Below are 23412 nucleotides of genomic sequence, written 5' to 3' on the forward strand. Positions count from 1 at the left end.
CCTCCAGGGGCAGGGTCAGAGCGCGGGGACGGGGGTGAACCGGACGGGAAGCCGGGTCAGTCCCCGGAGCCACGGCGAGGGCCGCCGGGCCAGGGACTCGGCGGGTACCGCCAGATCGATGTCCGGCAGCCGGTCCAGGACGACCTCGATGCCGGTCCGCGCGATCACCTCGGCGACCTCCTGCGCGGGGAAGGGGCAGCGGTGCTCGCCGTGCCCGAAGGCGAAGTGCGCGCTGTTGCCGCCGGTCAGCGCGGAGGCGTCGGTGCGGACCTGCGGATCGGAGTTGGCGCCCTGCAGTCCGAGCAGCAGCAGGTCACCGGCCCGGATGCGGCGGCCCCCGAGGTGGGTGTCGCGCGAGGCCCAGCGGCCCGCCACGTTCTGGGTGGGCGCGTCCTCCCACAGCACCTCGTTCATCGCCTCGGCGACGCTGTTGCGGCCGCCGAACAGGGAGGCGGCGAACCGGTCGTCGGTGAGCATCAGCCGCAGCGAGTTGCCGATCCAGTCGGCGGTCGGCTGATGCCCGGCCGCCATCATCACCATCAGGTCCTGGGCGATCTCCTCGTCGCTGAAGCCGCCGTCGTCGGCGAGCATCCGGGAGACCACGTCCCGGGCGGGCTCCCGCCGGCGGTCGGCGAGCAACTGGGCCATGGAGGAGGCCAGATGGGTCTGCCCGGCGATGGCCCGCTCCCGGCCGTCGATCATGTCGTTGAGGGCGGTGACCAGACCCGGCCCGTCCTCGTCCGCGAAGCCGTACAGGCGGGCCAGCACCCGCACCGGCAGCAGCATCGCGTACTGGGCGATCAGGTCGGCCTCGCCCGCCGTGCAGACGGCGTCGACGAGTTCGTCGGCGAACCGCTCGGCCTGCCCGCGCAGTTCGAAGGGGTCCACCGCCTCCAGCGCGTCGCTGATCATCACCGCGCGCCGGCGGTGCCGTTCGCCGACGGTGTACAGGATGGACGGCTGCCGGCGGCCGATCATCGGCAGCAGCGGCCAGTCGGCGGGGATGTTCTCCCACTGGCTCCACAGCTCCGAGTCCCGGCTGAACAGCACCGGATCACCGGTGACCTGGTGCAGCTCGCGATAGCCCAGCACCAGCCACGCCGGTACCTCGCCATCGAGCAGCACCGGGGCCACGGCCCCGTGGTCCCGCCGCATCTCCCGGTACAGGCGGGCGGGTTCGGTCTGGAACCGTGGTCCGCTGAGCGGGACGGCGTCGGGGGTCACACGAACTCCTGTCGGGGCGGGGCCGCCGGCACGGACGGGACGGCGTACCGGTTCTTGACGTGCCGCACCAGCGTGATCAGCACCTGCTTGGCCGACTCCCGGGAGCGGGCGTCGCAGCCGACCAGCGGCACCCGCGGGTCCAGGTCGAGGGCGGCGCGCACGTCCTCGGGCGCGTGCACCGGGCCGCCGAAGTCGTTGCAGGCCACGACGAACGGCGTGCCGTGGTGTTCGAGCCGGTCGATGGCGTACCAGGAGTCGTCGATCCGGCGGGTGTCGACGAGGACGACCGCGCCCAGCGTGCCGGAGAACAGCCGGTCCCACAGGAACCAGAACCGCTCCTGGCCCGGCGCACCGAACAGGTACAGCACATTGCGCGCGTCCAGCGTGATCCGGCCGAAGTCGAAGGCGACCGTGGTGGCCGCCTTGCCGCGGACCTGGTCGGTGTCGTCGATCGCCGCGCCGGCCTGGGTCATGGTCTCCTCGGTGCTGAGGGGACGTATCTCGCTGACCGAGCGGACCAGGGTGGTCTTGCCGACGCCGAAGCCGCCCACCACCACGATCTTCAGACCGTTGTCGGCGGTGGCACCCAGCGGGGTGCGCGCCTCAGAGGTTGCGGAGTCCAACGAGCACCTGCTCCAGGATGTCGGGGTCGGTGATGGCCGGCCGGTGCGGATGGCGGGCGCTGACGCGGCCGGCCGCCAGCAGGTCGCACAGCAGCACCTTGGTGATGCCGACGGGCAGGCGCAGCTCGGCGGCGATCTCGGCCACGGAGACCGGGAACTCGGCGATCCTGAGGATCGCCGCGTGCTCCGACTGCATGCCGGTGGCCGGCCGGGACTCGGCGACGACGAGCGTGACCAGGTCGAAGGGGTCGTCGGGGCCGGTGCGGCTGCGTCCCTGGGTGATCGTGTAGAGCCGGTCGGGCGTGTCGTCCCTGCCGGGGCGGCTCATGAGGTGCGAGGCGGAGCGGTCAGGTGCTCGCCGAGCTGCTCCACCAGTTCGCCCATGTTGTGCCCGACCAGCCCGGCGTCGGCGTCCTCGGTGGTCAGCACGGCCAGGTGGGCGCCCTCGCCCGCCTCGACGATGAACAGCACTCCGCCGTAGAACTCGGTCATCGCCGACCGCACCCCGCCGCTGCCGTCGCCGAACTCGACGGACGCCCCGTGCGACAGCGACTGGATGCCGGCGGCGATGGCGGCGAGCTGGTCGGCCTGGTCGACGGTCAGCTCCGGGGTGCGGCACAGCTTCAGCCCGTCGCGGGAGAGGACGAGTGCGTGCCGCGCGCCCGGGGTCCGCTCCAGGAGGCCCTGGAGGAGCCAGGTGAGCTTCTCGTCGGCGGTGGTCCTGACGGTCATGAAGTGGTGTCGCCTTCCGGGTGCGCCTGCGGGTGGGAGGGGCCGGGGGAGGTGTGCTCGCCGGGTTCCGGCGGCGTCCGGTCGTCGGCCAGGGGGCGGACGGCCTGCCGGAAGCTGCTGAAGCGGGCGGCCCGCAGCCGGGTGTCGTCGGCGGGGGCCGCGGGCCGCGGCTCGGCGGGGCGCGCCCCCGGCCTGGACCGCTCGGCCTCGGCGAGGGTACGGCCGCGCCGGCGCCGGGGCAGCCCGCCGGGGCCCTCGTCGGTGTCGGAGGGCTCGTGGACCGGCGCGGGATCCACCAAGGGCGGGGCCGGTGCCGGCCGCTCCGCCCGGGGGCGGGCCGGCCCGGCGGCGGCCGGCCCGGCGAGGATGTCCTGCGGGATGAGCATCAGCACACCGGTGCCGCCGCGAGCGGAGGGCCGGAACGACACCTTCAGGCCGTGTTTGCGGGCCAGCCGGCCCACCACGGCGAGGCCGAGCCGGGTGCCGGTCAGACCGCCCAGCTCCAAGGTGTCGCCCGCGACCGCCCGTTCGGCGCGGCGCAGCTGCACATCGCCCATGACCAGTCCGCTGTCCTCCACGGAGACGATGACGCCGGCCGGCACCTCCTCGACGTAGACGTGCACCTCGGCGGTCGGCGGGGAGAACGTGGCGGCGTTGTCGAGGAGTTCGGCGAGCGCGTGCATCACGCCCTCGGCGGCGTGACCGGCGACGGCGGCCTCGCTCACCGAGTGGACGCGCACCCGGCGGTAGCCGCCGATCCGGCCCATCGCGCCGCGCAGGATCGACTCCATCGCGATCGGACGCGCCCAACGGCGGCCCGAGCGGGCCCCGGTGAGCACGGCGACGGAGTCGGCGAGCCGGCCGGCCTGGGCCGTGCGGTGGTCGAGGTGGAGCAGGTCGGCGAGCACGTCCTCGTCGGTGTGCCGCTCCTCCATGGCCCTGAGGTCGGCGAGCGTGGCCGTGGCCAGGGCCTGCATACGTCCCGCTGCGCCGGAGGTCGCGGCGATCGCCGCCGCACGCTCCCGGCCGGCCCGCTCCAGCTCCGCGCCCAGCCGGGCGTTCTCCCGGGCCAGCCGCTCCAGTTCGCCGCTGCTCTCCGCCTCGACGCGGGCCCGCTCCCGTTCGTAGGACTCGCTGAACTCGGCCCGCTGCTCCGCCAGTTCGTCGATCAGCCGCTGCTGCTCCTGGCGGGCCTCCTCGGTGATCCGGGCCTGTTGCCGCAGGAGCCGGCCGATGTCCTCGCTGACCTGCTCCAGCCTGCGCCGGGTGCGGCGCCCGGTGCGCAGGGCCTGCGCGGCCGTGGTCACCGCCGCGCACAGCAGGACGGCGGCGGCGCCGGCGCCCCAGGCGAGCGGGGCGCGCACCGAGCCCGGCGCGGCCGTCACGGCCGCGACGACCGCGAGCGCCGACAACGCGGCGGTGGGCACGAGGACGGGCGCGAGGGTGCGGAAGGAGGGTTGGTCGCCGGGATGCGTGGGCACGGTCATCTGTCCGGTCTCGTAGGGAGAAATGAACCTCAAGAGTGAACTGGTCGTCACTATACGAGGGTTAGTGATCGGAACAGAAAGGTTCCGGGGGTATTGCATGAAGTGGATGGTCATCCCTGGGACGACTCGTGGGGGCGGGACAGTCGTGAACGAACCAAACATATATACGATGACGGCGAAAACAGGTGGAGAGCGGACGACCACCCCGACCGGCAGAGCCACCGGGAGCGGGGCAGAGGGGCGGTACACGTGACGGGGGATCCGGAGCCGATGGACTGCCGCTCCTCATGAGGACCGCCGGGGGAAGCGAAGCGCGGTTTCTCCTCGCGCGCGTGACGTCCTTGACCAGACGCACGCTGCGGGCCGAGTTCCGGGCCATCGTCGTCGATCCGGTACGGATGCTGATGCGGCGCGGCCTTTCGGGGCTGCTGCTGGCGTTCGTCGCCGCCTTCGGGGTCGTCTTCTTCCACGACCTCGCGCAGCACCCCACCGGCGCGGTGCTGGTGCGCCGGCTCGGCGGCGTCACGGCCGACCTGCCGCTGTGGCTGTCCCTGCTGCGCACCCCGGTGTCGCTGTACGTCCCGGCACTGGACCTGCCGGTGTGGGCCGGCATCACCCAGCTGTTCCTCGCCTTCGCCTGGGCCGAACTGACGCTCGGCCGGGCCAGGACGCTGTTCATCGCCTACGTCACCACGCTGGCCGGTACCCTCACCGCCCGGGTGATGATCGCCCTGGGCCCCGGCTGGTGGGGGTTCGGCCTGCCGCACGCCTGCGGGAAGGTGCTCGACACCGGCCCGTCGGCGGCGGTGGTGGGCCTGTTCACCTATCTGGCGGTGGTCCGGCGCGCCCCCGTGGTGTTCTTCCTGACCGGCGGGTCGATGGTGTGGGAGTCCATCGCGGTGCCCAACCTGGCCGGCCGCGAACACCTCATCGCGGTCGGCGCGGCGATCGTCCTGGGCCTCCTGCGCACCGCCCGGGGCCGCCGGCTGCGCCGCCGGGCACTGGCCCTGCTGCCCGCCCGGCGCCCCGCCACACTCCCGCCCCCGCCCCCGCCCTCGCCACCGGCCGAACCCGCGCCGCCCGCGGCCGTCCTGCCCACCCCGGCGCGCAGGACGGAGCAGCGTCTGACGGACTCCAAGCGCTGACCGCCACGTCAATGTGATGGTTTTCGCACTTCGACACGGACACCCACCCCCTACTGTGGCGGCGAGATACGGCAGGGCGTGACTGACACCATGGTGTTCGTCGCCGGCAGGCTGAAGGGATCCAGGATGTTCCGCAAGGTGCTGGTCGCCAACCGTGGAGAGATCGCGATTCGCGCGTTCCGGGCGGGTTACGAACTCGGCGCGCGCACGGTCGCCGTGTTCCCCCACGAGGACCGCAACTCGTTGCACCGGCTGAAGGCCGACGAGGCCTACGAGATCGGCGAGCCGGGACACCCGGTGCGCGCCTACCTCTCCGTGGAGGAGATCGTGGGCGCCGCGCGCCGGGCCGGGGCCGACGCCGTCTACCCGGGCTACGGCTTCCTGTCCGAGAACCCCGAACTCGCCCGGGCCTGTGAGGAGGCGGGTATCACCTTCGTCGGACCCAGCGCCCGGACGCTGGAGCTGACCGGGAACAAGGCCCGCGCGGTGGCCGCCGCCCGGGCCGCGAACGTACCGGTGCTGGGCTCGTCCGCCCCCTCCGACGACGTCGACGAACTGGTGCGCGCCGCCGGGGAGATCGGCTTCCCGGTGTTCGTCAAGGCGGTCGCCGGCGGCGGCGGGCGCGGTATGCGCCGGGTGGAGGATCCGGCGCAGCTGCGCGAGTCCATCGAGGCCGCCTCCCGCGAGGCCGCCTCCGCGTTCGGCGACCCCACCGTCTTCCTGGAGAAGGCCGTCGTCGACCCGCGCCACATCGAGGTGCAGATCCTCGCCGACGGCGAGGGCAACGTCATCCACCTCTTCGAGCGCGACTGCTCCCTGCAGCGCCGCCACCAGAAGGTCATCGAGCTGGCCCCCGCGCCGAACCTCGACCCGGACCTGCGCGACCGCATCTGCGCCGACGCCGTCCGCTTCGCCCGCGAGATCGGCTACCGCAACGCCGGCACCGTGGAGTTCCTCCTCGACCGCGACGGCAACCACGTCTTCATCGAGATGAACCCGCGCATCCAGGTCGAGCACACGGTCACCGAGGAGGTCACCGACGTCGACCTGGTCCAGTCCCAGATGCGCATCGCCTCCGGTGAGACCCTCGCCGACCTCGGACTCTCCCAGGACACGGTCACCCTGCGCGGCGCCGCCCTGCAGTGCCGCATCACCACCGAGGACCCCGCAAACGGCTTCCGCCCCGACACCGGCCGGATCAGCGCCTACCGCTCCCCGGGCGGCTCCGGCATCCGCCTGGACGGCGGCACCACCCACGCCGGTACGGAGATCAGCGCCCACTTCGACTCGATGCTGGTCAAACTCACCTGCCGGGGACGCGACTTCAAGTCCGCCATCGGCCGCGCCCGGCGCGCCGTCGCCGAGTTCCGGATCCGGGGCGTGTCCACCAACATCCCGTTCCTCCAGGCCGTCCTGGACGACCCGGACTTCCAGGCCGGCCGGATCACCACGTCCTTCATCGAGCAGCGCCCGCACCTGCTCACCGCCCGCCACTCCGCCGACCGCGGCACCAAGCTGCTCACCTACCTCGCCGACGTCACCGTGAACAAGCCGCACGGCGAGCGTCCCGAGCTGGTCGACCCGACGACCAAGCTGCCGCCGCTGCCCGCCGGCGAGCCTCCGGCCGGCTCCCGGCAGCGGCTGGTGCGGCTGGGCCCGGAGGGCTTCGCCCGCCAGCTGCGCGAGTCGCCGACCATCGGCGTCACCGACACCACCTTCCGCGACGCGCACCAGTCCCTGCTCGCCACCCGGGTGCGCACCAAGGACCTCCTCGCCGTCGCCCCGGCCGTCGCCCGCACCCTGCCCGAGCTGCTCTCCCTGGAGTGCTGGGGCGGCGCCACCTACGACGTCGCCCTGCGCTTCCTCGCCGAGGACCCCTGGGAGCGGCTGGCCGCCCTGCGCGAGGCCGTCCCCAACATCTGCCTCCAGATGCTGCTGCGCGGGCGCAACACCGTCGGCTACACGCCGTACCCGACGGAGGTGACCGACGCCTTCGTGCAGGAGGCCGCCGCCACCGGCATCGACATCTTCCGCGTCTTCGACGCCCTCAACGACGTCGGCCAGATGCGTCCCGCCATCGACGCGGTACGCGAGACCGGCACGGCGATCGCCGAGGTCGCCCTCTGCTACACCTCCGACCTCTCGGACCCGAACGAGCGCCTCTACACGCTCGACTACTACCTGCGCCTGGCCGAGCAGATCGTCGAGGCAGGCGCCCACGTCCTGGCCGTCAAGGACATGGCGGGACTGCTGCGCGCCCCGGCCGCCGCCACGCTCGTGTCGGCGCTGCGCCGCGAGTTCGACCTGCCCGTGCACCTGCACACCCACGACACGGCGGGCGGTCAGCTCGCCACCTATCTGGCGGCGATCCAGGCCGGTGCCGACGCGGTGGACGGCGCGGTCGCGTCCATGGCGGGTACGACCTCGCAGCCCTCGCTGTCGGCGCTGGTCGCCGCAACCGACCACTCGGAGCGGCCCACCGGTCTGCGGCTGCGGGCCGTCGGTGACCTGGAGCCGTACTGGGAGAGCGTCCGCCGGATCTACGCCCCCTTCGAGGCGGGTCTGGCCTCCCCGACCGGCCGGGTCTACGACCACGAGATTCCCGGCGGTCAGCTCTCCAACCTGCGCACCCAGGCCGTCGCGCTGGGACTGGGCGACCGCTTCGAGGACATCGAGGCGATGTACGCCGCCGCCGACCGCATCCTCGGCCACCTGGTCAAGGTCACCCCGTCGTCCAAGGTGGTCGGCGACCTCGCCCTGCACCTGGTCGGCGCCGGGGTGGCCCCCGAGGACTTCGAGGCGACGCCCGGGCGGTTCGACATCCCCGACTCCGTCATCGGCTTCCTGCGCGGCGAGCTGGGCACCCCGCCCGGCGGCTGGCCGGAGCCGTTCCGCACCAGGGCACTGCAGGGCCGCGCCGACGCCAAGCCCGTCCAGGAGCTGAGCACCGAGGACCGTGAGGGCCTGGAGAAGTCCCCGCGGGCGACGCTCAACCGGCTGCTGTTCCCGGCCCCCACCCGCGAGTTCGAGACCCACCGCCAGACGTTCGGCGACACCAGCGTCCTGGACAGCAAGGACTTCTTCTACGGACTGCGCCCGGCCAAGGAGTACGCGGTCGACCTGGAGCCCGGGGTCCGGCTCCTGATCGAACTCCAGGCGATCGGCGAGGCCGACGAGCGCGGCATGCGGACCGTGATGTCCGCGCTCAACGGCCAGTTGCGGCCGATCCAGGTGCGCGACCGGGCCGCGGCCTCCGACGTCCCGGTGACCGAGAAGGCCGACCGCGCCGACCCGGGCCACGTGGCGGCGCCGTTCGCCGGAGTGGTGACGCTGACGGTCGCCGAGGGTGACGAGGTGGCGGCCGGCGCCACGATCGCCACCATCGAGGCGATGAAGATGGAGGCGACGATCACCGCGCCCAAGGCGGGCAGGGTGGCCCGGCTGGCCATCAACCGGATCCAGCAGGTGGAGGGCGGCGACCTCCTCGTCGTGATCGGCTGAGCCGCCGCTCCCGCGAGCCGGGGCCTACCCCTCGGTCAGTTCCACAAGGGGTAGGTCTCGACCTGGTGGTAGCCGTCCGGCCGGGCCCCGGAGTAGGTCAGTGTCATCCGGGTGAAGTGCCGTACTCCCGGGTCCTTCTTCCACGGCTGCGGCCGGTCGAGCCGGACGGTGACCGGGTAGGGGTGGAACCTGCCGGCCGCGCAGTAGGGGTCGCAGTCGTTGACGACGTTGACACCGACCGCCTTCGCCCCGCTCGGGCCCCACTGCGACCAGTGCAGCGCGGTCAGCCGGCTGTTGCCGTCACCGCAGGCCAGGATGAAGTCGGCCGGGCGCACGTTCCGGTGCCACAGGCAGTCGACGAGCACCGGCTGCAGTGCCGCGGCCCGGGTGGGGGGCGTCGTCGGCGGGGCGGCCGAGGCCGTCGTCAGGCCCGCCGTGAGCAGCACGCCCGCGCCGAGGGTGATCGCCGTTCCGGTCAGTCGTCCGCGCATGATCGCTCCACCCGTCGTGCCGTTTCCGAGCGCTCGGTACCGACGCTACGACCGTCCGGGTGAACGCACCACTCGCGGGGCCACGCCCGCCCGGGTCAGCCGTGCGCCACGGTCAGCCCGGAGAACGCGACACGGGCACCCCTGCTTGTCCTGCTTGTACGGCTTGAAGGAGGACGGGACGGCGTAGTGGGTGGTGCTGCCGTCGACGGTCAGGTCGACGGTGTCGCCGCCCGAGACGGCGATCGTACAGCTCCGGGTCCTGCCGACCGCGGAGCCGACCGGCTCCTGGGGCTGCCAGACGGGGAGGCTTCGCGCCGGAAGTATGCGCCCGACGTTCAAGACGATGAACGCTGGGCGCGTCCTTGGTCACCGATGCCCCGTGAAGCCAAAGGTCTCAACCAAACCCGTCAAGAGTTTCAGCAGGCGCCCTCGTCCTGCCAGGGACCCCACTGCGAGGCGCCCGGCACCTCGTTCTGGGTCCACCACTTGGCCTTCCAGTCGTGCTTGCCGTACGAGACCTCGTTCCCGGCCGTGTACACCGCCGTCGGACTCCACGCGCCCGCGCAGGAGGCCGGCGGCGGCGTGGGGGTGGGTGTGGGGGTCGGCGGGGTGACACCGGCGAACTCCACCGCGTACCTGGCGAAGTCCCATGGGTTCTGGGCCACGCTGGAGCAGGTCCCGGAGGTGCGGCCGCCGTTGTCGGCCGGGGTGCACTGACGGTCGCGGTTCAGGGACCAGAAGGTGAAGCGGTCCATGTGGTGGCTGGTGGCGTAGTCGAGCACGGTCCGGAAGTCGGCCTGGGTGAAGTACTCCCCGCTGTCGCTGCGGCCGTTCATGCCGGAGAAGCCCTCGTGGGCGTAGGCGGTGGCCTCGTCCCAGCCGAAGGTGGACCGCAGGATCGAGTTGAATCCGGTGAGGGCGCTGGTCTGGCTCGCGGCCCCGTTGAAGCCGCCGTCGAACGGCATGATGGAGAAGTTGTTCGGGGTGAACCCCTGCGACTTGGCCTCCAGCAGCATCTGCTTGCCGAACCAGCCGGTGCCGTCCGCCGTGCCGGCCGTGGTGACGGAGACGTACAGGCCCGGGTTGTTCTGCTGGAGGATCTTGGCGGCGCCGATCTCGTTCCTGATCGCCGCGGTGTTCTCGTACTCCGGCTCCTCCAGGTCGAAGTCGATGGCGTGCAGACCGTACTTGGTGATGACCTGCTGGTAGGCAGCCGCAGTGGCGGCCGGGTCCGCGCACACCTGGCCCAGCTTGGTGCCTCCGTACCCGCCGGCGGAGACGGAGACGTCGCCGCCCTTGGCGCGGATGGTGCCGATGACGGACTGGACGGCGGTGTCCGAGGAGACGGCGGCGGTGCCGCCCCAGGTGGGCGAGCAGCCACCGCCGTTCGGGGCGAGGACGAAGGCCAGCTGGAAGGCCTTGAGGCCGGTGGCGTCCATGATGGCGGCCGCGTCCGGCGGGTCGTTGTCGAGCGGCATCAGATACGGGGCCGCCGCGTACCAGCTGTTGCCGAGGGCGGCCGACGCGCCCGAGGCGTTGCCCGCGACGAGCGCCGTGGTGCCCGCGGCGGCGAGTGTCACGGCGGCGGCCGCGCCCAGACATGCGCGAAGACGTCTCACTGCCGACCTCCAGGGGGTGTGGGGAAGTCGCCCCAGGGTCCGGGAGGTGATGCGAGCACGTCAATGTGTTGGTCTAGTCCAAGCATAGCTTTGGACTAGACCATACGGGTTCTTTACTCGGGTCGCTCCTCAGGCCGTCGCCGGCTGCGCCGCTCTGAGCACCAGCTGCGTCTGGGTGGTCTGCCCCACCAGGCGGTCCCGGTCGTCGCACAGGTCGGTCTGCACCACCAGCAGGGTCCTGCCGACGTGCAGCGGCCGGGCCGTGGCGTGCACGGTGCCCGAACCGACGCCCCGCAGGAAGTTGGTCTTCGACTCCACCGTGGACGTTCCGGCGGCCCCCTCGGGCAGGTTGAGGTGGGCGCACACGGCGCCGACGCTGTCGGCCAGCGCCATCAGCGCCCCGCCGTGCAGGATGCCGCCCGCCGTGCACGCGCCGGGCGACCAGGCCAGGGTGCCGACCGTGCGCTCGGCGCTCGCCTCGCGCAGCTCCACCCCCAGTTGCGCCGCGAAGGGCATGGCCGCCAGCAGCTCGGCGGGGTTCGAGTGGGACGACATGGCGTACCGCCTTTCCTGGGGGCCGCGGTGCTCCGCACGGTGATCAGGAAGTGTGCCAGCACGCCCCGGCCGACCGGCGCGAATGCGCCAGTCACTCCTCGGACGGCTGCCGCACCGCGGCGAGGGTCAGCACCCCGCCCCCGATGCCCCAGCCGCCGTCGGCGACCTCCTCGACCAGGACCATCGTGTTGGCCCGGGCACGCTCGCCGTAGATCTCGGCGTACAACTCGGTGGTGCGGGTGACGATGAGTTCCTTCTGCTTCTCGTCCAGGCTTCCGGCGGGGACCTTGAAGTTCGCGAACGGCATGGAGATCTCCTTGGTTGACGGGATGTCGGGTGTCGGGATGTCGGGATGTCGGACGGAACGGTGGGGCTACGGGCCGGACGGTCAGACGATGCCGCCGTTGGCCCGGACCACCTGGCCGTTGACCCAGTGGCCCGCCGGGGAGGCGAGGAAGGCGACCACCTCGGCGATGTCCGCGGGAGTGCCCAGACGCTCCAGCGGGGGCTGGGCGGCCAGCCGGGCGATCGTCTCCTCGTCCTTGCCGTCGAGGAACAGGTCGGTGGCCGTGGGACCGGGGGCGACGGTGTTGACGGTGACGTCCCGGCCGCGCAGCTCACGGGCGAGGACCAGGGTGAGCGCCTCGGCCGCGCCCTTGCTCGCGCTGTAGGCGCCGTAACCGGGGAAGGCCAGGCCCACCACGGAGGTGGAGAAGGTGACGAGGGCGCCGCCGGGCCGCAGGGTCCGGGCCGCCTGCTGGGCGACCACGAACGTGCCGCGGATGTTGGTGCGGTGCAGCGCGTCCAGCTCCGCCAGGTCCAGCTCCGCGACCGGGGCGAGGTACATGCGGCCGGCCGCGTGCACGACCACGTCGACTCCGCCGAACTCCGAACGGGCGGTCTCGAAGAGGTCCGCCGTCTCCCGCTCGTCGGCGACGTCGGCCCGCACCGCGACGGCCCGGCCGCCGGCCGCGGTGACGTCCCTGACGGCCGCCTCGGCCGCGTCGCGGCTGCCGGCGTACCCGACGACCACGGCGTGGCCGTCGGCGGCCAGCCGGCGCACGCTCTCGCGGCCGATGCCGCGCGAGCCGCCGGTGACGATCGCGACACGGGGGCCGCCGGTGACGGCGGCGGGTTCCTGGGTGGACATGGTGACTCCTGCGAGGGTGACGTACGGGGAAGGACGGACCGTGGCGTCGGCCGCCGCGGTACGACCGCGGTGCCCTGCCTGCCCCGTCAGCCTGCGCCGGCGTCCGGTGCGCAGCCACGGCTGAGCCCACCCTGGGGTCGGCGACCCCTGGTTCGGCGCGCCGGAACGGGCGAGGATGAGGGCGTGAACCACTCGGAGCTGGCCGCATTCCTGAAGTCCCGGCGCGACCGGGTCCGCCCGTCCGACGTCGGCCTGCCCGCCGGCCCCCGGCGCCGGGTCCCCGGTCTGCGGCGCGAGGAGGTCGCCCAGCTGGCCGGCCTGTCCGCCGACTACTACACCGAGCTGGAGCGCGGGCGCGGCGCCCAGCCCTCCGCCCAGGTCCTGGCCGCCCTCGCCCGCGCGCTGCGGCTCGGCGGCGACGAACGCGACCACCTCTTCCACCTCGCCGACCGCGCCCTCCCGCCGGCCGCGCACGCCCCGGCCGGCCAGGCCCAGCCGGCCCTGCTCGGCCTGCTCGACCGGCTCACCACCACCCCCGCGCAGATCATCACCGACCTGCACCAGACCCTCGCGCAGAACCCCCTGGCCGTCGCGCTCCTCGGACCGCCCCCGGCGGTCAAGGGGCCCGAGGCGAGCTTCGTGTACCGCTGGTTCACCGATCCCGGCGCCCGCGCGGTCTACCCCGCCGAGGACCACCCGCACCACTCCCGGGTGTTCGTCGCCGACTTCCAGGCCGTCGCCGCCCGGCGCGGTGAGGACGCCGAGGTCACCCGCATGGTGACCGGGCTGCGCCGTCGCAGCGAGGAGTTCGAGGCACTCTGGGAGACCCGCGAGGTCGCCCTGCGGCGCACCGACCACAAGCGCATCGTCCATCCCGCGCTGGGCGTCGTCGAACTGGACTGCCACAGCCTGTTCAGCGAGGACGGCCGCCAGCGCCTCCTGTGGTTCAGCGCCCCGCCCGGCACCGAGGGAGCCGCCCAGCTGGAGCTGCTGTCGGTGATCGGCACCCAGGACCTGACGGCCACCGGGCCGAACCGACCGAACTGACCGGAACGGACCGGCCGGAACACGGCGTTGACCCCGCGAACTTTCCTTGTATGCGGCACCCTTGACAGCGTGCGTACTGTTTCGCGACGTTTGAGCGGATCAGTAGACATCCAGAGAAGTGGCGGGACGCGCACCGCGCGTCATGGGGGGAGCGCTGAGGTGGACATCACGATCCACAGACCCGACGAACTGACGCCGTCGCTCCGTCGTGCCTGGCACCGGGCGATGGACGAGTCACCGGAGTACGCCAACCCTTTCCTGGCGCCGGAGTTCGCGACCGGGATCGGCAGATACCGCGGCGGCACGAAGGTGGCGGTGCTGCACGAGGACGGGGAGGCCGTCGGCTTCTTCCCCTACGAGCGCACCGCCCTGGGCGTCGGCCGGGCCGTCGGCCTCGGACTCTCCGACTGCCAGGCCCTCGTGCACCGGCCCGGGATCACCTGGAACGCCCGTGACCTGCTGGCCGCCTGCGGGTTGTCGATCTTCGAGTTCGACCATCTCGTCCAGGAGCAGCGGCCGTTCGGGCCGTATGTCACCGGGACCTTCGCCTCACCGGTGATCGACGTCAAGCCCGGGGACGGCACGTACCCGCAGTGGCTGCGCGGCACGTACCCGGGGCTGGCCAGGACGACGCTGAAGAAGGAGCGCCGGATCGGCCGGGACGTGGGCGAGGTGCGGTTCGTCTTCGACGAGCGCGACCCCGGGATGCTGCGCACCCTGATGCGCTGGAAATCCGCCCAGTACCGCCGGACCGGACGCATGGACCGGTTCTCGCGGCCCTGGATCGTCGGCCTGGTGGACCATCTCTTCCGGGTCCGCGAGGACCACTTCACCGGGGTGCTCTCGGTGCTGTACGCCGGCGACCGGCCGGTGGCCGCGCACTTCGGACCCAGGTCGAGCACGGTCCTCGCCGCCTGGTTCACCGCGTACGACCCCGAACTCCACTACTACTCGCCCGGCTTGATGATGCACCTCAGAACCGCCGAGGCGGCGAGCCGGCACGGGGTGACGCTGGTGGACCTGGGGCGCGGCGACAAGGAGTACAAGGACTGGCTCAAGACCCGCGAACTGCGCGTCGGCGAGGGCTTCGCCGCCCGTCCCCATCCCGTCGCCACGGCCCACCGGCTGTGGCGCGGGCCCGTGCGCGCACTGCGCAACACGGTCAACGCCCACCCACGGCTGCGGGAGCCGGCCGACCGGTTCCTCAAGACGGTGGGCACACTGCGCACCTCGCGCTGACAAAGCGGTCCGCGGGCGCTCCCGACACGGCGTCGGCCACCCGTAGTGGCAGGTTCTCGTCAAGAGCCGACCAGGCGTCGGGCGAACGTCCGTACGCGTGATCGGGTCTCCCGCGACGGCAGTGTCGAGTGTGAAGGTGGGACCCATGCTCTCCCGTGCCGCTCAGCCGGCCCTCCTCGAACGCGGGGCCGTCGCCCGGCCGTCCGACCACGAGCCGTACCCCGAGGACGACCGGACCCCGGCCGGCCCCTGAGCCACGCGCCGCCCTCCGGCGGGGGATCCGGGACATGAGCGAAGCCGCCGGGCCGAAGTACCAGCACGTCATGCGGGTGCTGATGGAGGAGATCGACGACGGCGTGCTCGGCCCGGGCGAGCGGCTCCCGACCCACCAGGAACTGGTCCGACGCTTCGATGTCTCCCGGGCGACGGTGCAGCGCGCACTGCGGGAACTGAGCGTGGAGTCGTACGAGGTGAGCGCCGGCTGGCGGCTGCCCGGAGCGGCACGCGACGCCCAGCGCTTCGCGGCCTGGCTCACCGGTTCCGGCCAAGTGCCGCCCGCCAACGTACGGTTGTTCCTCTCCCCGCTGCCCGGCACCCCCCGGACCGACGGTCTGCCGGAGCACGCCGAAGCGACCAGGGAGAACATCGAGCGGGCCCTCTTCCACGACCTCCCCTCCCGCGACGGCGACCTGCTGTGGATCCACTGGGCCGGACACGGCTTCCTGGACGACCGCCGGGAACTGCTGCTGCCCTACTCCGAGGCGACCGGCGCGCACACCAGCCACCTCAACCTGGAGTCCGCGCTGCGCTGGTGGGGCTCGTCCCATGTGGAGCCGGGGCGCTTTCGGCACCAGGTGGCCATCGTCGACGCCTGCCGCGTCCAGCGCCGACCGGGCGCCCGGCTGAACTTCGGCCAGGTCGACTACGGCATGGGAGCCGTGGCCCCGGACCGCCGTCAGTTCCTCCTCTACGCCGCCCGGCCGGGCGAGGCCGCGCAGAACGAGGCCGACCGACGCTCGGGCCTGTTCACCAGAATGCTGCTGCGCAGACTGGCGGACCTCAGCGTCGGGCAGAGCGTCCACGAGCTGACGGAGGTCACCCGCCGCGTCCAGGCCGACTTCGCCGAACTGCGCGCGAGCGGACAGGCCTGGCAGGAGCCCACATTCGAGATCGACCGGGGCTGGAACGGATCACCGATATTCGGCGACCACTGGGCCGCCCCCGCTTCCCCCGCGAGCGGTGCGCCGCCATGGGACCAGGAAGCCTGGAACCAGCTGGCCACGCTGGCCCGGGGCCGCGGCCTGCCGCCGCACGTCTACGACGCCTACCGCTGGGCCTTCGATGTCTGCGGCTGCGCCGCCCCCCTGGTGGACAGCCTCCCGGCGGGCGGGCTGACGGAGATCGTCCGGGACCTCGACCTGCGGCAGGGGCGGCCCGGCATGCCGCTGGCCCTGCCGTTCGTGCGTCATCTGGCCGCTCATGCGGAGGACCGGGAGTGGGGCGCCCGGCTGGGGGCAGCAGGTCCGGCGGGTGGCGGCGGGAGAGGTGAGCCCGGTGTCGGTACGGGTGCGGGTCCTGCTGATGGGCGATGACGACCGCGCGGTGGCGGCGGCGTCGGCGGACGCCGGGTGGCGCGAGCACGGCGGTTGGACCCTCCAGGTGAGAGTCTCCCCGGCCCCGCCTCTCACCGAGCTGTACGTGATCAACGGCCGGACGGTTCTGACGACCTACTTCCATGTGCCCGGCGAACAGGGCGGGACCACGCTGCACGTCTAGCCCGCGGAACGGCTGCGGGAGACCCAGGAGTGGTTCGACTCCTGGTGGGACCTGTTCGGCGAGGCGCACTAGCCGGACGGGGTGGCGATGCGCAGGCCGGTCGAGGGTGCCGGGACGGGGACCGGAGCGGGGGCCGTGGCGTTCGTGCTGATGTCCGTGGTGGTGTCCGTCCACCAGTCGGCGCCGTCCTCGATGTAGCGCAGCAGCACGCCTTCGCGGATGGCCCACGGGCAGACGACGACCCGGCGCAGTCCCATGAGCTTCAGCGCGGTGTGGCCCACCACGGCACCGGCCAGACTCTGCCGGGCGCGGGGCGCGGAGATGCCGGGCAGCTGGGCGCGTTCCGCGGCGGGCAGCGCGGCCAGGGTGCGGACCGCCTCGCGCAGGTCCTTGCGGAGCAACTCGCGTCGTACGAAGGGGCCGTGACGCCCCGGTGCGGACCCGCACAGCCGGGCCAGCTGCTGGAACGTACGGGAGGTGACGGCGGCGGTGCGCGGGCCCTCCCAGCGGATCCGCGCGGCCACGTCCCGCAGCTGGTGGCGGACCTTGCGCCGCAGTGCCCGCAACTCGGGCTGTCCGGGCGGGTCCTGGAGGTCGAGGAACTCCTGGGTCAGCCGGTTCGCGCCGAGCGGGAGCGAGGCGGCGAAGTCGGGCAGCCGGCCGCGTCCGAAGGCCACCTCCAGCGAGCCGCCCCCGATGTCCAGCAGCGCCAGCGGACCGGCGTGCCAGCCCAGCCAGCGCCGGGCCGCGAGGAAGGTCAGCTCGGCCTCCGTCTCACCGGGCAGCGTGCACATCCGGATGCCGGTCTCCGCCCCCACCCGCTGGAGCACCTCGTGCCGGTTGGGCGCGTTGCGCACCACCGCCGTGGCGAACGCCAGCGGTCCGGCCGCGTTCCACCGCTGGGCCGCGCTCCCCGCCGCCGCCACCGCCCTCACCAGGCGCTCCACCGCCTCGTCGGCGATGCTGCCGTCGGGCCGCACCTGTTCGGACAGGCGCAGCTTCCACTTGACCGTGTGCACGGGCAGCGGGACACCGCCCTCCGCGTCCGCGACCACCAACCGGACCGTGTTCGACCCCGCGTCCACCACGCTGACCCGCATGGCCTGGGAGTACCCAGGCCACGGCGGAAAACCCATCGTGCCGGACCATGTCCGCAGGGTGACGCAAAGGCGACCACACGATGGCGCAAAGGAGTCCGGAAACCATCTTCGCCGTCCGGGAGTTCATCGGATACCTGTGCGGGACCAGGGGGTTCCGTACTCGACACCCGTACCAGCCAGTGGAGTGGAACGTGACACGCATCGTGGTCATCGGCGGCGGCATCGCGGGCACGGCGACCGCCCTCGCCCTGCACAAGGCGGGCTTGGACGTCGCCGTGTACGAGGCGCATCCGGACTCGGCGGAGGACATCGGGGCCTTTCTGACCCTGGCGAGCAACGGCATGCGGGCCCTCGCCGAGCTCGACGCCTCCGACGCCGTCACGGCGGCCGGCTTTCCGCTCACGTCGCTGCGGCTGCTCGACGCCGAGGGCGCCGAGGTGGCCCACGCCCCCCTCGGCGAGGCCGGCGTCCCCGCGCTGCGCTACCGGTGTCTGCGCCGGGGAGAACTGAACGCCGCCCTGCAGGCCGAAGCCGCCCGCCGGGGCATCCCCTTGCGCCACGGAGCCCGCCTGGAGTCCGTGACGGACGGCCCGGACGCGGTCACCGCGCACTTCGCCGACGGCGGCAGCGCCACCGGCGACCTCCTCATCGGCGCGGACGGCCTGAACTCGACCGTCCGCCGGGCGGCGGGCGCCGCGGCGCAGCCGGTGTACGCGGGCCAGCGCGTCTTCTACGGCTACACGACGGATGCTCCGGTCAGCGAGGACACCGGCCACATCACCATGGTGCGCGGCAGCGCCGCCGCCTTCGGTTACGCGCTCTCGCCCACGGGGGAGACGTACTGGTTCGCCCGGGTCGCCGGAGACCCGCTGAGCGCGGACGAACTCGCGGCCGACACGCCCTGGCGCGACCGGCTCGTCCCGGTGCTGGCCAAGGACGCCACGCCCGCGGCCGGCATCGTCGCGGCCTCCTCCGGCCGCGTCATGGTCACCAACGCCACCGAGATGCCGCTCGGTGCCGTCTGGCACCGGGGGCGGACCCTGCTCGTCGGCGACGCGGCGCACGCGGCCTCCCCGGCCACCGGCCAGGGCGCGTCCATGGCGCTGGAGGACGCCGTCGTCCTCGCCAAGTCCCTGCGGGACACTCCCGACACGGCCGCCGCGCTCGCCCTCTACGAGGCCCACCGCCGCCCCCGCGTGGAGCACAACATCACCGTCAGCGGCCAGATCTCCCGCGGCACCCACGCCGCCCCCGCCCGCCCCGGTCCGGCCGCGCCCGCCCCCCGCCCCGGAGAGGAGGCACTCGCCAGGCTGCTGGCCTGGGACGCCGTCCTCGACGGCGGCGCGGCCACCCTGCCGTCCGGGGACGACTGAGCATGGTCAAGAATCAATCCCCAGTGGGCTGTTGACCAGCAGTCACACCGACCACATGGGGGAATGGTATGAGACGTCGTTGGGTGAAGGTCCTGGTGATCACGGTGGCGGTGCTCGCCGTGCTGTTCGTGGCGGCCGACCGGGTGGCCGTGCACTACGCGGACCAGGAGGCCGCGAAACTCGCGGCGGGGAAGTACGGCTACGGGAACAGCAGCGACGGCCATCTGGACGTGGACATCGACGGATTCCCGTTCCTGACCCAGGCGATGGCCGGCCGGCTGGACCACGTCACACTCACCGCCGACCGGTTCTACCTCGACAACACCACCAACCGGCAGGGCGGCTACCTGGACGTCGACCATCTACGTCTCGATCTGCGCGGCGTCGAGGTGACCTCCCTGGCCGCCCGCAGCGCCGAGGCGAACACGGCCACCGGCACCCTGACCCTGTCGTACCAGGAGTTGTCCGACGTGGTGACCCGGCTGGCGGGCGCGGGCGGCCGGCTGACGGTCTCCCGGGCCCCGGGCTCGGCGGGCCAGGCCGCCCGGATCAGGGTCACCGGCACCGCGGGCGGCCAGGCGCTGGATGCCACCGGCACCCTGCTGGCGCAGGGTACGGAACTCACCCTGACTGTGCCCGGCGCCCGGCGGGCCGCCACCTCGTGGTCCCTGCCGCTCCCGTTCGGTGTCGGCTTCACGGCGGCGCGCGCCGCCGACGACGGTGTCGAGATCAGCCTAGTCGGCCACCTGGTGACGCTCGGCTCCTCCCGCTTCACCAGGTGAGCGGGCCGGCGCCGGGCCGGCGCGGGGAGGAGGCCGGCCCGGGCCGCCCACGCGGCGGGCCCTGCCCGTAGCAGGAGCCGGGGGGCCGCCGCGTTTGGAGTACGCGGCGTGCAACTCGGATGGTGCGCACCGCGTCCGCGCCGCGTCGCAGCAGTTCGCGGTGGGCCGCGACGGCCCGCTGAGGGTCTCCCAGGCAGGAGACGAGGGCTTCGTCGTCGGTCCTCGGGAATCCGAGCATGTCCCACAGCGTCGGCCTGTACGGCGAGCGGTGCAGAGGGATTTCACCGCCGTCGTGCCACCGCCGTCATGTCCGGTACAGCTCCCGGGTGTTGGGGCGCGGTGCCGGGCGGTGCCGGCCGGCCGGCCCCTCGGCGAAGGCACGCAGCAGGTTCTCCGTCGTACGCGTGACGAACGCCCGGGTACGGCCGTCCATACCGTGCGCGCGGCCGAGTTCGCCGGTGCCCGCCACCAGGGCCTCCACCCACCGCATGGTGCCGGACGCGAACACGCCCGCCCCGCTCGCGACGGTGTAGTACGCCGAGTCGCTGTGACTGGGCCGGCCCGCGCACACCAGCGGGGAGTGCGCCGTTATCTCCAGCGGGCCGGGGGCCGGGGCGGCGGGCGTGACCCGGTCGTACTCGACGCCCACCAGATGCGCGAACGCGTCGCCGGTACGGACTCCGGTGCCCTCGTGCAGCCAGTGGCCGGCCGAGTGGACGACGTACGGCGCGTCCACCGGGTAGCCCTCGTAGAGCACGCCGGTCAGGGACGACTCCGGGTCGGGGGCCGGTTCGGCGCGGAAGTCGGTGGTGACCAGGGCGGGCCGGCCGGGGTAGCACGGGTCCTCGCGGTAGGCGGACTTGTAGCAGACCACGGTCCGCCCGGCCGCGCCCGGACCGGTCGTGAGGCGGATCCGGCGGAAACAGGTGTTCGCGCCGAGGAAGGCCAGGTTGACGCCCGCGTCGCGGGCCGCCGTGATGTGCGCCCGCTGCTGGGGGGTCCAGTACTCGTCGTGCCCGAGACAGACGACGGCCGAGGCCCCGCGCAGCACCGAGGGGTCGTCGTGGACGTCGAGACCGGTGCTGTAGGCGAGGGGTATGCCGAGGCGCTCCGCCAGCACCACCGCCGCCCACTCGTACACCCGGAACTTCTCGGCCCCGTCGCCGTCGTAGGGGCGGTCGAAACTGACCGCCAGGGACCGGGTGGCGTACGCCCCCGACGCACCGTCGTAGAGACTGGCCCCGCCCCAGCGGTTGTACGCCTGCCAGGTGGCCGGGGCGTGCAGCAGCACCGTGCGCCCCCTGCCCGTGACCGAGCGCACGATCAGTGGCACGTACCGCTGGTGGCCGCTGTCCGCGTCGAGCCGCAGCAGATAGGCGCCCTCCGGCCAGCCGGTGGTGTCCAGGGCAAGCGTCCGCTGCCAGCCCGCGTGGACCGTCCGGGTCTCCGTTACCACCCGGGGCGCCCCCTGCACGCGACCGGGCACCGGGGGAGAGGCCCACACGCGCCGGGCCAGGGCGCCGCCGTACCAGCCCACCCGGAACGCGGACACCCGGAACGAGGCCGCCGTCGTCGACACGAACAGCCCGCACTCCTGCCCGGGTGTCACGCTCACCCGGTCGGCGTACGCCGCGATGGCCTGGGGCGGCCCCTGCGACGTGATCCGCCAGTCGGGGGACCCCGGCGCGTCGCGTTCGGCGTCCGGCCGGTGACCACCGTCGGCGGTGCGCCGGACCGGCTCGACCCGCGCGTGGTCGCAGGCGGCCGTCCCTAGGCCCGCGACCGCGCAGAGACAGAGGAACCGCCTGCGCGACGGGCCGGCTCCGTCGTCGTGTCCCGGGTGCCGTGCTGGAGTCACACCGCCTCCTCACCCCCTGGATGGCCGCTCCCAGCGTCCCGGCGTGGTCGTACGGTCGCAACCCGTGCGCGCCATCAGTCGGTCAAGGGTTCGACTGGGCGCCCGTATCGGTCGAGGCCGTCCTGGAGTGCGGACCGGTCATCCGTCATGGCGGTGGGGTGAGGGCGACCGCTGGGCGGAGAGGGCAGGATTCGAACCTGCGTGGGCCGCAAGGGCCCGACCGTGAGCTGTGCTCTGGTCCCCGATCAACCACTCCGGGCACCTCTCCTCGTTCCCGGCTCCGTTTCCGGTGCCGTTCACGAGAACAACCGTGGCAGGCCCCGCTGACCTGCGGCTGACGCGTCCCTGACCCAGGGTGCGTCAGCCGTGCGTGCGGGCCGCCCACGCGGTCTCCTCACCTACGGGCGTCAGAGGGCGACTGCAGGTCGTCCGAAGCCGTGTTCGAGGCTGAGACCGAAGTCGAAGCCGAGGCGGCCGCGACGGCGGCGGCCGGTACCGGTGCCGAGGGCTCGGTGGACGGCCGCGGCAGCGTCCTGGCGCCACGGCGCCATTTGCGCAGCAGCAGCCGCCTGGCGGGGCACTCCACCGCCTCGTACAGGACCCAGGCGAGCCCCAGGGACACGGTGAACGCGGCGACGGTGACGGCCACGGCCCCCCACACCCCGAAGTGGGGGTAGGAGCCGAGCACGCTGACGCCGGCCCGCAGGACCAGGAGGTGGACCATGTAGAAGGCGAACGAGAGTTCACCCAGTCGTACCAGCCGCGGGTGCCGCCACAGGGAGGGCAGGCCGTGCAGATCGGCGACGGCCGCCGCCGGGATGAGCAGGGCGAAGCCCAGCAGGGTGCAGACGTTGGCGGGGTAGCCGTCGGTGACCTGCGGGACGAAGAAGTAGCCGATCACCGTCAGCGCGAGGGAGGCCTCGAGACCGGGGCCGCGCCACCGTTCGAGGAGCACCAGCCGGGCGACGGCGGCACCCAGGACGAACTCGGGCAGCCGGGCGCCCGGGAAGGAACTCACCGGCTGGCTCACCCAGTGGTGGGCCTCGGCCCAGGCCAGCACCAGGACCGCCAGCACCGACGCGCCGGCCAGGGCGGTCGTCCCCCGGGTGCCGAGGCGGCGCAGCAGGAGCGCGAGCAGCGGGAAGGCGGCGTAGAAGAAGGCCTCGCAGGCCAGCGACCAGCTGACCGGGTCCAGCGTCTGCCACCACGGGCGCCACCAGGAGTGCACCAGCAGGACGTTCGCCAGCGTCTGGGACGTCGACGGCCGGGGCAGGTGGCTGAGCGTGTTCGCCATGACCAGCGCCAGCAGGAGGGTGACCACGTGCACCGGGTACACACGGGCGATGCGCCGCCGCCAGAAGCGGGGCGCACGGTCGTTCGGCCGTGCGGACCACATCAGCACGAACCCGGACAGTATGAAGAAGAACGACACTCCGCTCGCGCCGGCGCCGAAGGCCCACGTCATGATGGAGCCGCCGCGACCTCCGAAATAGCCGAAGTTGCGCACGTGCAGCCCGAAGACCAGCAGCGCGGCCATCCAGCGCAGTCCGGTGAGGGACGGCAGCGGAGGCACGGAAGTGGAAGGGGGAACCTTGGCGGCGGCCGCGGGAGCGGGGGGCGTGCGGGACGCTCTGGTCGCCGTCGTCATGGTCATCGACTCACCTGCCGGGGGGTTTGCGTTGTGGGCATGAAGGGGAACGTTGCCCGTTC

Annotated in this window: 21 protein-coding genes and 1 pseudogene; 8 read left to right on the top strand and 14 right to left on the bottom strand. The window is 73.1% G+C overall.

Annotated features, from left to right (window positions below; genetic code table 11):
* Positions 1-15 precede the first annotated feature (15 nt).
* The 5 genes from ACFYMM_RS36310 to ACFYMM_RS36330 are packed head-to-tail and all read right to left on the bottom strand — an operon-like array spanning position 16 to position 4066.
* Entirely contained in the window at positions 16-1224 is a 1209-nt protein-coding gene (locus tag ACFYMM_RS36310) for a cytochrome P450 (RefSeq protein ID WP_388394904.1), read from the bottom strand.
* The gene (locus ACFYMM_RS36315) at positions 1221-1847 is read right to left on the bottom strand and encodes an ATP/GTP-binding protein (protein ID WP_388394907.1); all 627 of its coding nucleotides are present in this window, start codon (positions 1845-1847) and stop codon (positions 1221-1223) included. The genes ACFYMM_RS36310 and ACFYMM_RS36315 overlap by 4 nt, the downstream gene beginning before the upstream one ends.
* The gene (locus ACFYMM_RS36320; RefSeq protein ID WP_388394910.1) at positions 1828-2175 is read right to left on the bottom strand and encodes a DUF742 domain-containing protein; all 348 of its coding nucleotides are present in this window, start codon (positions 2173-2175) and stop codon (positions 1828-1830) included. Before ACFYMM_RS36320 ends, ACFYMM_RS36315 begins: the two co-directional genes overlap by 20 nt.
* The gene (locus ACFYMM_RS36325; protein ID WP_388394913.1) at positions 2172-2579 is read right to left on the bottom strand and encodes a roadblock/LC7 domain-containing protein; all 408 of its coding nucleotides are present in this window, start codon (positions 2577-2579) and stop codon (positions 2172-2174) included. The genes ACFYMM_RS36320 and ACFYMM_RS36325 overlap by 4 nt, the downstream gene beginning before the upstream one ends.
* Positions 2576-4066, bottom strand: a complete 1491-nt coding sequence (locus tag ACFYMM_RS36330) for a sensor histidine kinase (protein ID WP_388394916.1) — start codon at positions 4064-4066, stop codon at positions 2576-2578. Before ACFYMM_RS36330 ends, ACFYMM_RS36325 begins: the two co-directional genes overlap by 4 nt.
* Before the next feature lie 287 nt (positions 4067-4353).
* On the opposite strand from ACFYMM_RS36330, the gene ACFYMM_RS36335 reads away from it, so the two are divergent.
* The gene (locus tag ACFYMM_RS36335) at positions 4354-5211 is read left to right on the top strand and encodes a hypothetical protein (protein ID WP_388394918.1); all 858 of its coding nucleotides are present in this window, start codon (positions 4354-4356) and stop codon (positions 5209-5211) included.
* A 126-nt stretch (positions 5212-5337) separates the two neighbouring features.
* Positions 5338-8712 carry a pyruvate carboxylase gene (locus ACFYMM_RS36340; RefSeq protein WP_388394977.1) on the top strand — a complete coding sequence of 1125 codons (3375 nt, stop codon included), beginning with the start codon at positions 5338-5340 and terminating at the stop codon, positions 8710-8712.
* Between the two features lie 35 nt (positions 8713-8747).
* Here the strand turns inward: ACFYMM_RS36340 and ACFYMM_RS36345 are convergent, their stop codons facing one another.
* The 5 genes from ACFYMM_RS36345 to ACFYMM_RS36365 all read right to left on the bottom strand — a co-directional run bounded on the left by ACFYMM_RS36345 (position 8748) and on the right by ACFYMM_RS36365 (position 12527).
* Positions 8748-9203 (bottom strand): hypothetical protein, encoded by a 456-nt coding sequence (locus ACFYMM_RS36345; protein WP_388394921.1) that lies wholly within the window; start codon positions 9201-9203, stop codon positions 8748-8750.
* A 416-nt stretch (positions 9204-9619) separates the two neighbouring features.
* The gene (locus ACFYMM_RS36350; protein WP_388394924.1) at positions 9620-10822 is read right to left on the bottom strand and encodes a carbohydrate-binding protein; all 1203 of its coding nucleotides are present in this window, start codon (positions 10820-10822) and stop codon (positions 9620-9622) included.
* Between the two features lie 129 nt (positions 10823-10951).
* Entirely contained in the window at positions 10952-11377 is a 426-nt protein-coding gene (locus ACFYMM_RS36355) for a PaaI family thioesterase (RefSeq protein WP_388394926.1), read from the bottom strand.
* Between the two features lie 91 nt (positions 11378-11468).
* Positions 11469-11684: a tautomerase family protein gene (locus ACFYMM_RS36360; protein ID WP_388394929.1), complete on the bottom strand. Its 216-nt coding sequence runs from the start codon at positions 11682-11684 to the stop codon at positions 11469-11471.
* A gap of 81 nt (positions 11685-11765) precedes the next feature.
* Positions 11766-12527 carry an SDR family oxidoreductase gene (locus tag ACFYMM_RS36365; RefSeq protein WP_388394932.1) on the bottom strand — a complete coding sequence of 254 codons (762 nt, stop codon included), beginning with the start codon at positions 12525-12527 and terminating at the stop codon, positions 11766-11768.
* Between the two features lie 183 nt (positions 12528-12710).
* On the opposite strand from ACFYMM_RS36365, the gene ACFYMM_RS36370 reads away from it, so the two are divergent.
* The 4 genes from ACFYMM_RS36370 (at position 12711) to ACFYMM_RS36385 (ending at position 16589) form a co-directional block, all read left to right on the top strand.
* Positions 12711-13574, top strand: coding sequence for a helix-turn-helix transcriptional regulator (locus tag ACFYMM_RS36370; RefSeq protein WP_388394934.1), 864 nt, complete (start codon positions 12711-12713; stop codon positions 13572-13574).
* A gap of 159 nt (positions 13575-13733) precedes the next feature.
* The gene (locus ACFYMM_RS36375; RefSeq protein WP_388394936.1) at positions 13734-14813 is read left to right on the top strand and encodes a GNAT family N-acetyltransferase; all 1080 of its coding nucleotides are present in this window, start codon (positions 13734-13736) and stop codon (positions 14811-14813) included.
* 287 nt (positions 14814-15100) lie between these two features.
* Positions 15101-16405 (top strand): GntR family transcriptional regulator, encoded by a 1305-nt coding sequence (locus ACFYMM_RS36380; protein WP_388394938.1) that lies wholly within the window; start codon positions 15101-15103, stop codon positions 16403-16405.
* Positions 16368-16589 carry a hypothetical protein gene (locus tag ACFYMM_RS36385; RefSeq protein WP_388394941.1) on the top strand — a complete coding sequence of 74 codons (222 nt, stop codon included), beginning with the start codon at positions 16368-16370 and terminating at the stop codon, positions 16587-16589. The genes ACFYMM_RS36380 and ACFYMM_RS36385 overlap by 38 nt, the downstream gene beginning before the upstream one ends.
* 68 nt (positions 16590-16657) lie before the next feature.
* On the opposite strand, the gene ACFYMM_RS36390 is transcribed toward ACFYMM_RS36385, so the two are convergent.
* Positions 16658-17689 (bottom strand): Ppx/GppA family phosphatase, encoded by a 1032-nt coding sequence (locus ACFYMM_RS36390; RefSeq protein WP_388394943.1) that lies wholly within the window; start codon positions 17687-17689, stop codon positions 16658-16660.
* 191 nt (positions 17690-17880) lie between these two features.
* Between ACFYMM_RS36390 and ACFYMM_RS36395 the strand changes: the two genes are divergently transcribed.
* Together ACFYMM_RS36395 and ACFYMM_RS36400 are read left to right on the top strand one after the other, a co-directional pair.
* A complete protein-coding gene (locus ACFYMM_RS36395) occupies positions 17881-19062 on the top strand; it encodes an FAD-dependent oxidoreductase (protein WP_388394946.1) in 1182 nt (393 codons plus the stop codon).
* A gap of 68 nt (positions 19063-19130) precedes the next feature.
* Entirely contained in the window at positions 19131-19844 is a 714-nt protein-coding gene (locus ACFYMM_RS36400) for a DUF2993 domain-containing protein (RefSeq protein WP_388394949.1), read from the top strand.
* Positions 19845-20148: 304 nt separating this feature from the next.
* Here ACFYMM_RS36400 and ACFYMM_RS36405 read toward each other — a convergent pair whose 3' ends face one another.
* The 3 genes and pseudogenes from ACFYMM_RS36405 to ACFYMM_RS36415 form a co-directional block, all read right to left on the bottom strand.
* The gene (locus ACFYMM_RS36405) at positions 20149-21702 is read right to left on the bottom strand and encodes a N,N-dimethylformamidase beta subunit family domain-containing protein (RefSeq protein ID WP_388394951.1); all 1554 of its coding nucleotides are present in this window, start codon (positions 21700-21702) and stop codon (positions 20149-20151) included.
* Between the two features lie 176 nt (positions 21703-21878).
* Positions 21879-21970: pseudogene (locus ACFYMM_RS36410) on the bottom strand.
* Positions 21971-22096: 126 nt separating this feature from the next.
* Positions 22097-23350, bottom strand: a complete 1254-nt coding sequence (locus ACFYMM_RS36415) for an acyltransferase family protein (protein ID WP_388394980.1) — start codon at positions 23348-23350, stop codon at positions 22097-22099.
* Between the last annotated feature and the right edge of the window lie 62 nt (positions 23351-23412).

This window comes from Streptomyces sp. NPDC006739 (assembly GCF_042869815.1).
Taxonomy (GTDB): domain Bacteria; phylum Actinomycetota; class Actinomycetes; order Streptomycetales; family Streptomycetaceae; genus Streptomyces.

Coding starts and splice junctions, on each gene's coding strand:
- ACFYMM_RS36320 (WP_388394910.1), bottom strand. CDS start 2,175: ATGAGCCGCCCCGGCAGGGACGACACGCCCGACCGGCTCTACACGATC.
- ACFYMM_RS36325 (WP_388394913.1), bottom strand. CDS start 2,579: ATGACCGTCAGGACCACCGCCGACGAGAAGCTCACCTGGCTCCTCCAG.
- ACFYMM_RS36330 (WP_388394916.1), bottom strand. CDS start 4,066: ATGACCGTGCCCACGCATCCCGGCGACCAACCCTCCTTCCGCACCCTC.
- ACFYMM_RS36335 (WP_388394918.1), top strand. CDS start 4,354: ATGAGGACCGCCGGGGGAAGCGAAGCGCGGTTTCTCCTCGCGCGCGTG.
- ACFYMM_RS36340 (WP_388394977.1), top strand. CDS start 5,338: ATGTTCCGCAAGGTGCTGGTCGCCAACCGTGGAGAGATCGCGATTCGC.
- ACFYMM_RS36345 (WP_388394921.1), bottom strand. CDS start 9,203: ATGCGCGGACGACTGACCGGAACGGCGATCACCCTCGGCGCGGGCGTG.
- ACFYMM_RS36355 (WP_388394926.1), bottom strand. CDS start 11,377: ATGTCGTCCCACTCGAACCCCGCCGAGCTGCTGGCGGCCATGCCCTTC.
- ACFYMM_RS36360 (WP_388394929.1), bottom strand. CDS start 11,684: ATGCCGTTCGCGAACTTCAAGGTCCCCGCCGGAAGCCTGGACGAGAAG.
- ACFYMM_RS36365 (WP_388394932.1), bottom strand. CDS start 12,527: ATGTCCACCCAGGAACCCGCCGCCGTCACCGGCGGCCCCCGTGTCGCG.
- ACFYMM_RS36380 (WP_388394938.1), top strand. CDS start 15,101: ATGAGCGAAGCCGCCGGGCCGAAGTACCAGCACGTCATGCGGGTGCTG.
- ACFYMM_RS36390 (WP_388394943.1), bottom strand. CDS start 17,689: ATGCGGGTCAGCGTGGTGGACGCGGGGTCGAACACGGTCCGGTTGGTG.
- ACFYMM_RS36400 (WP_388394949.1), top strand. CDS start 19,131: ATGAGACGTCGTTGGGTGAAGGTCCTGGTGATCACGGTGGCGGTGCTC.
- ACFYMM_RS36415 (WP_388394980.1), bottom strand. CDS start 23,350: ATGACGACGGCGACCAGAGCGTCCCGCACGCCCCCCGCTCCCGCGGCC.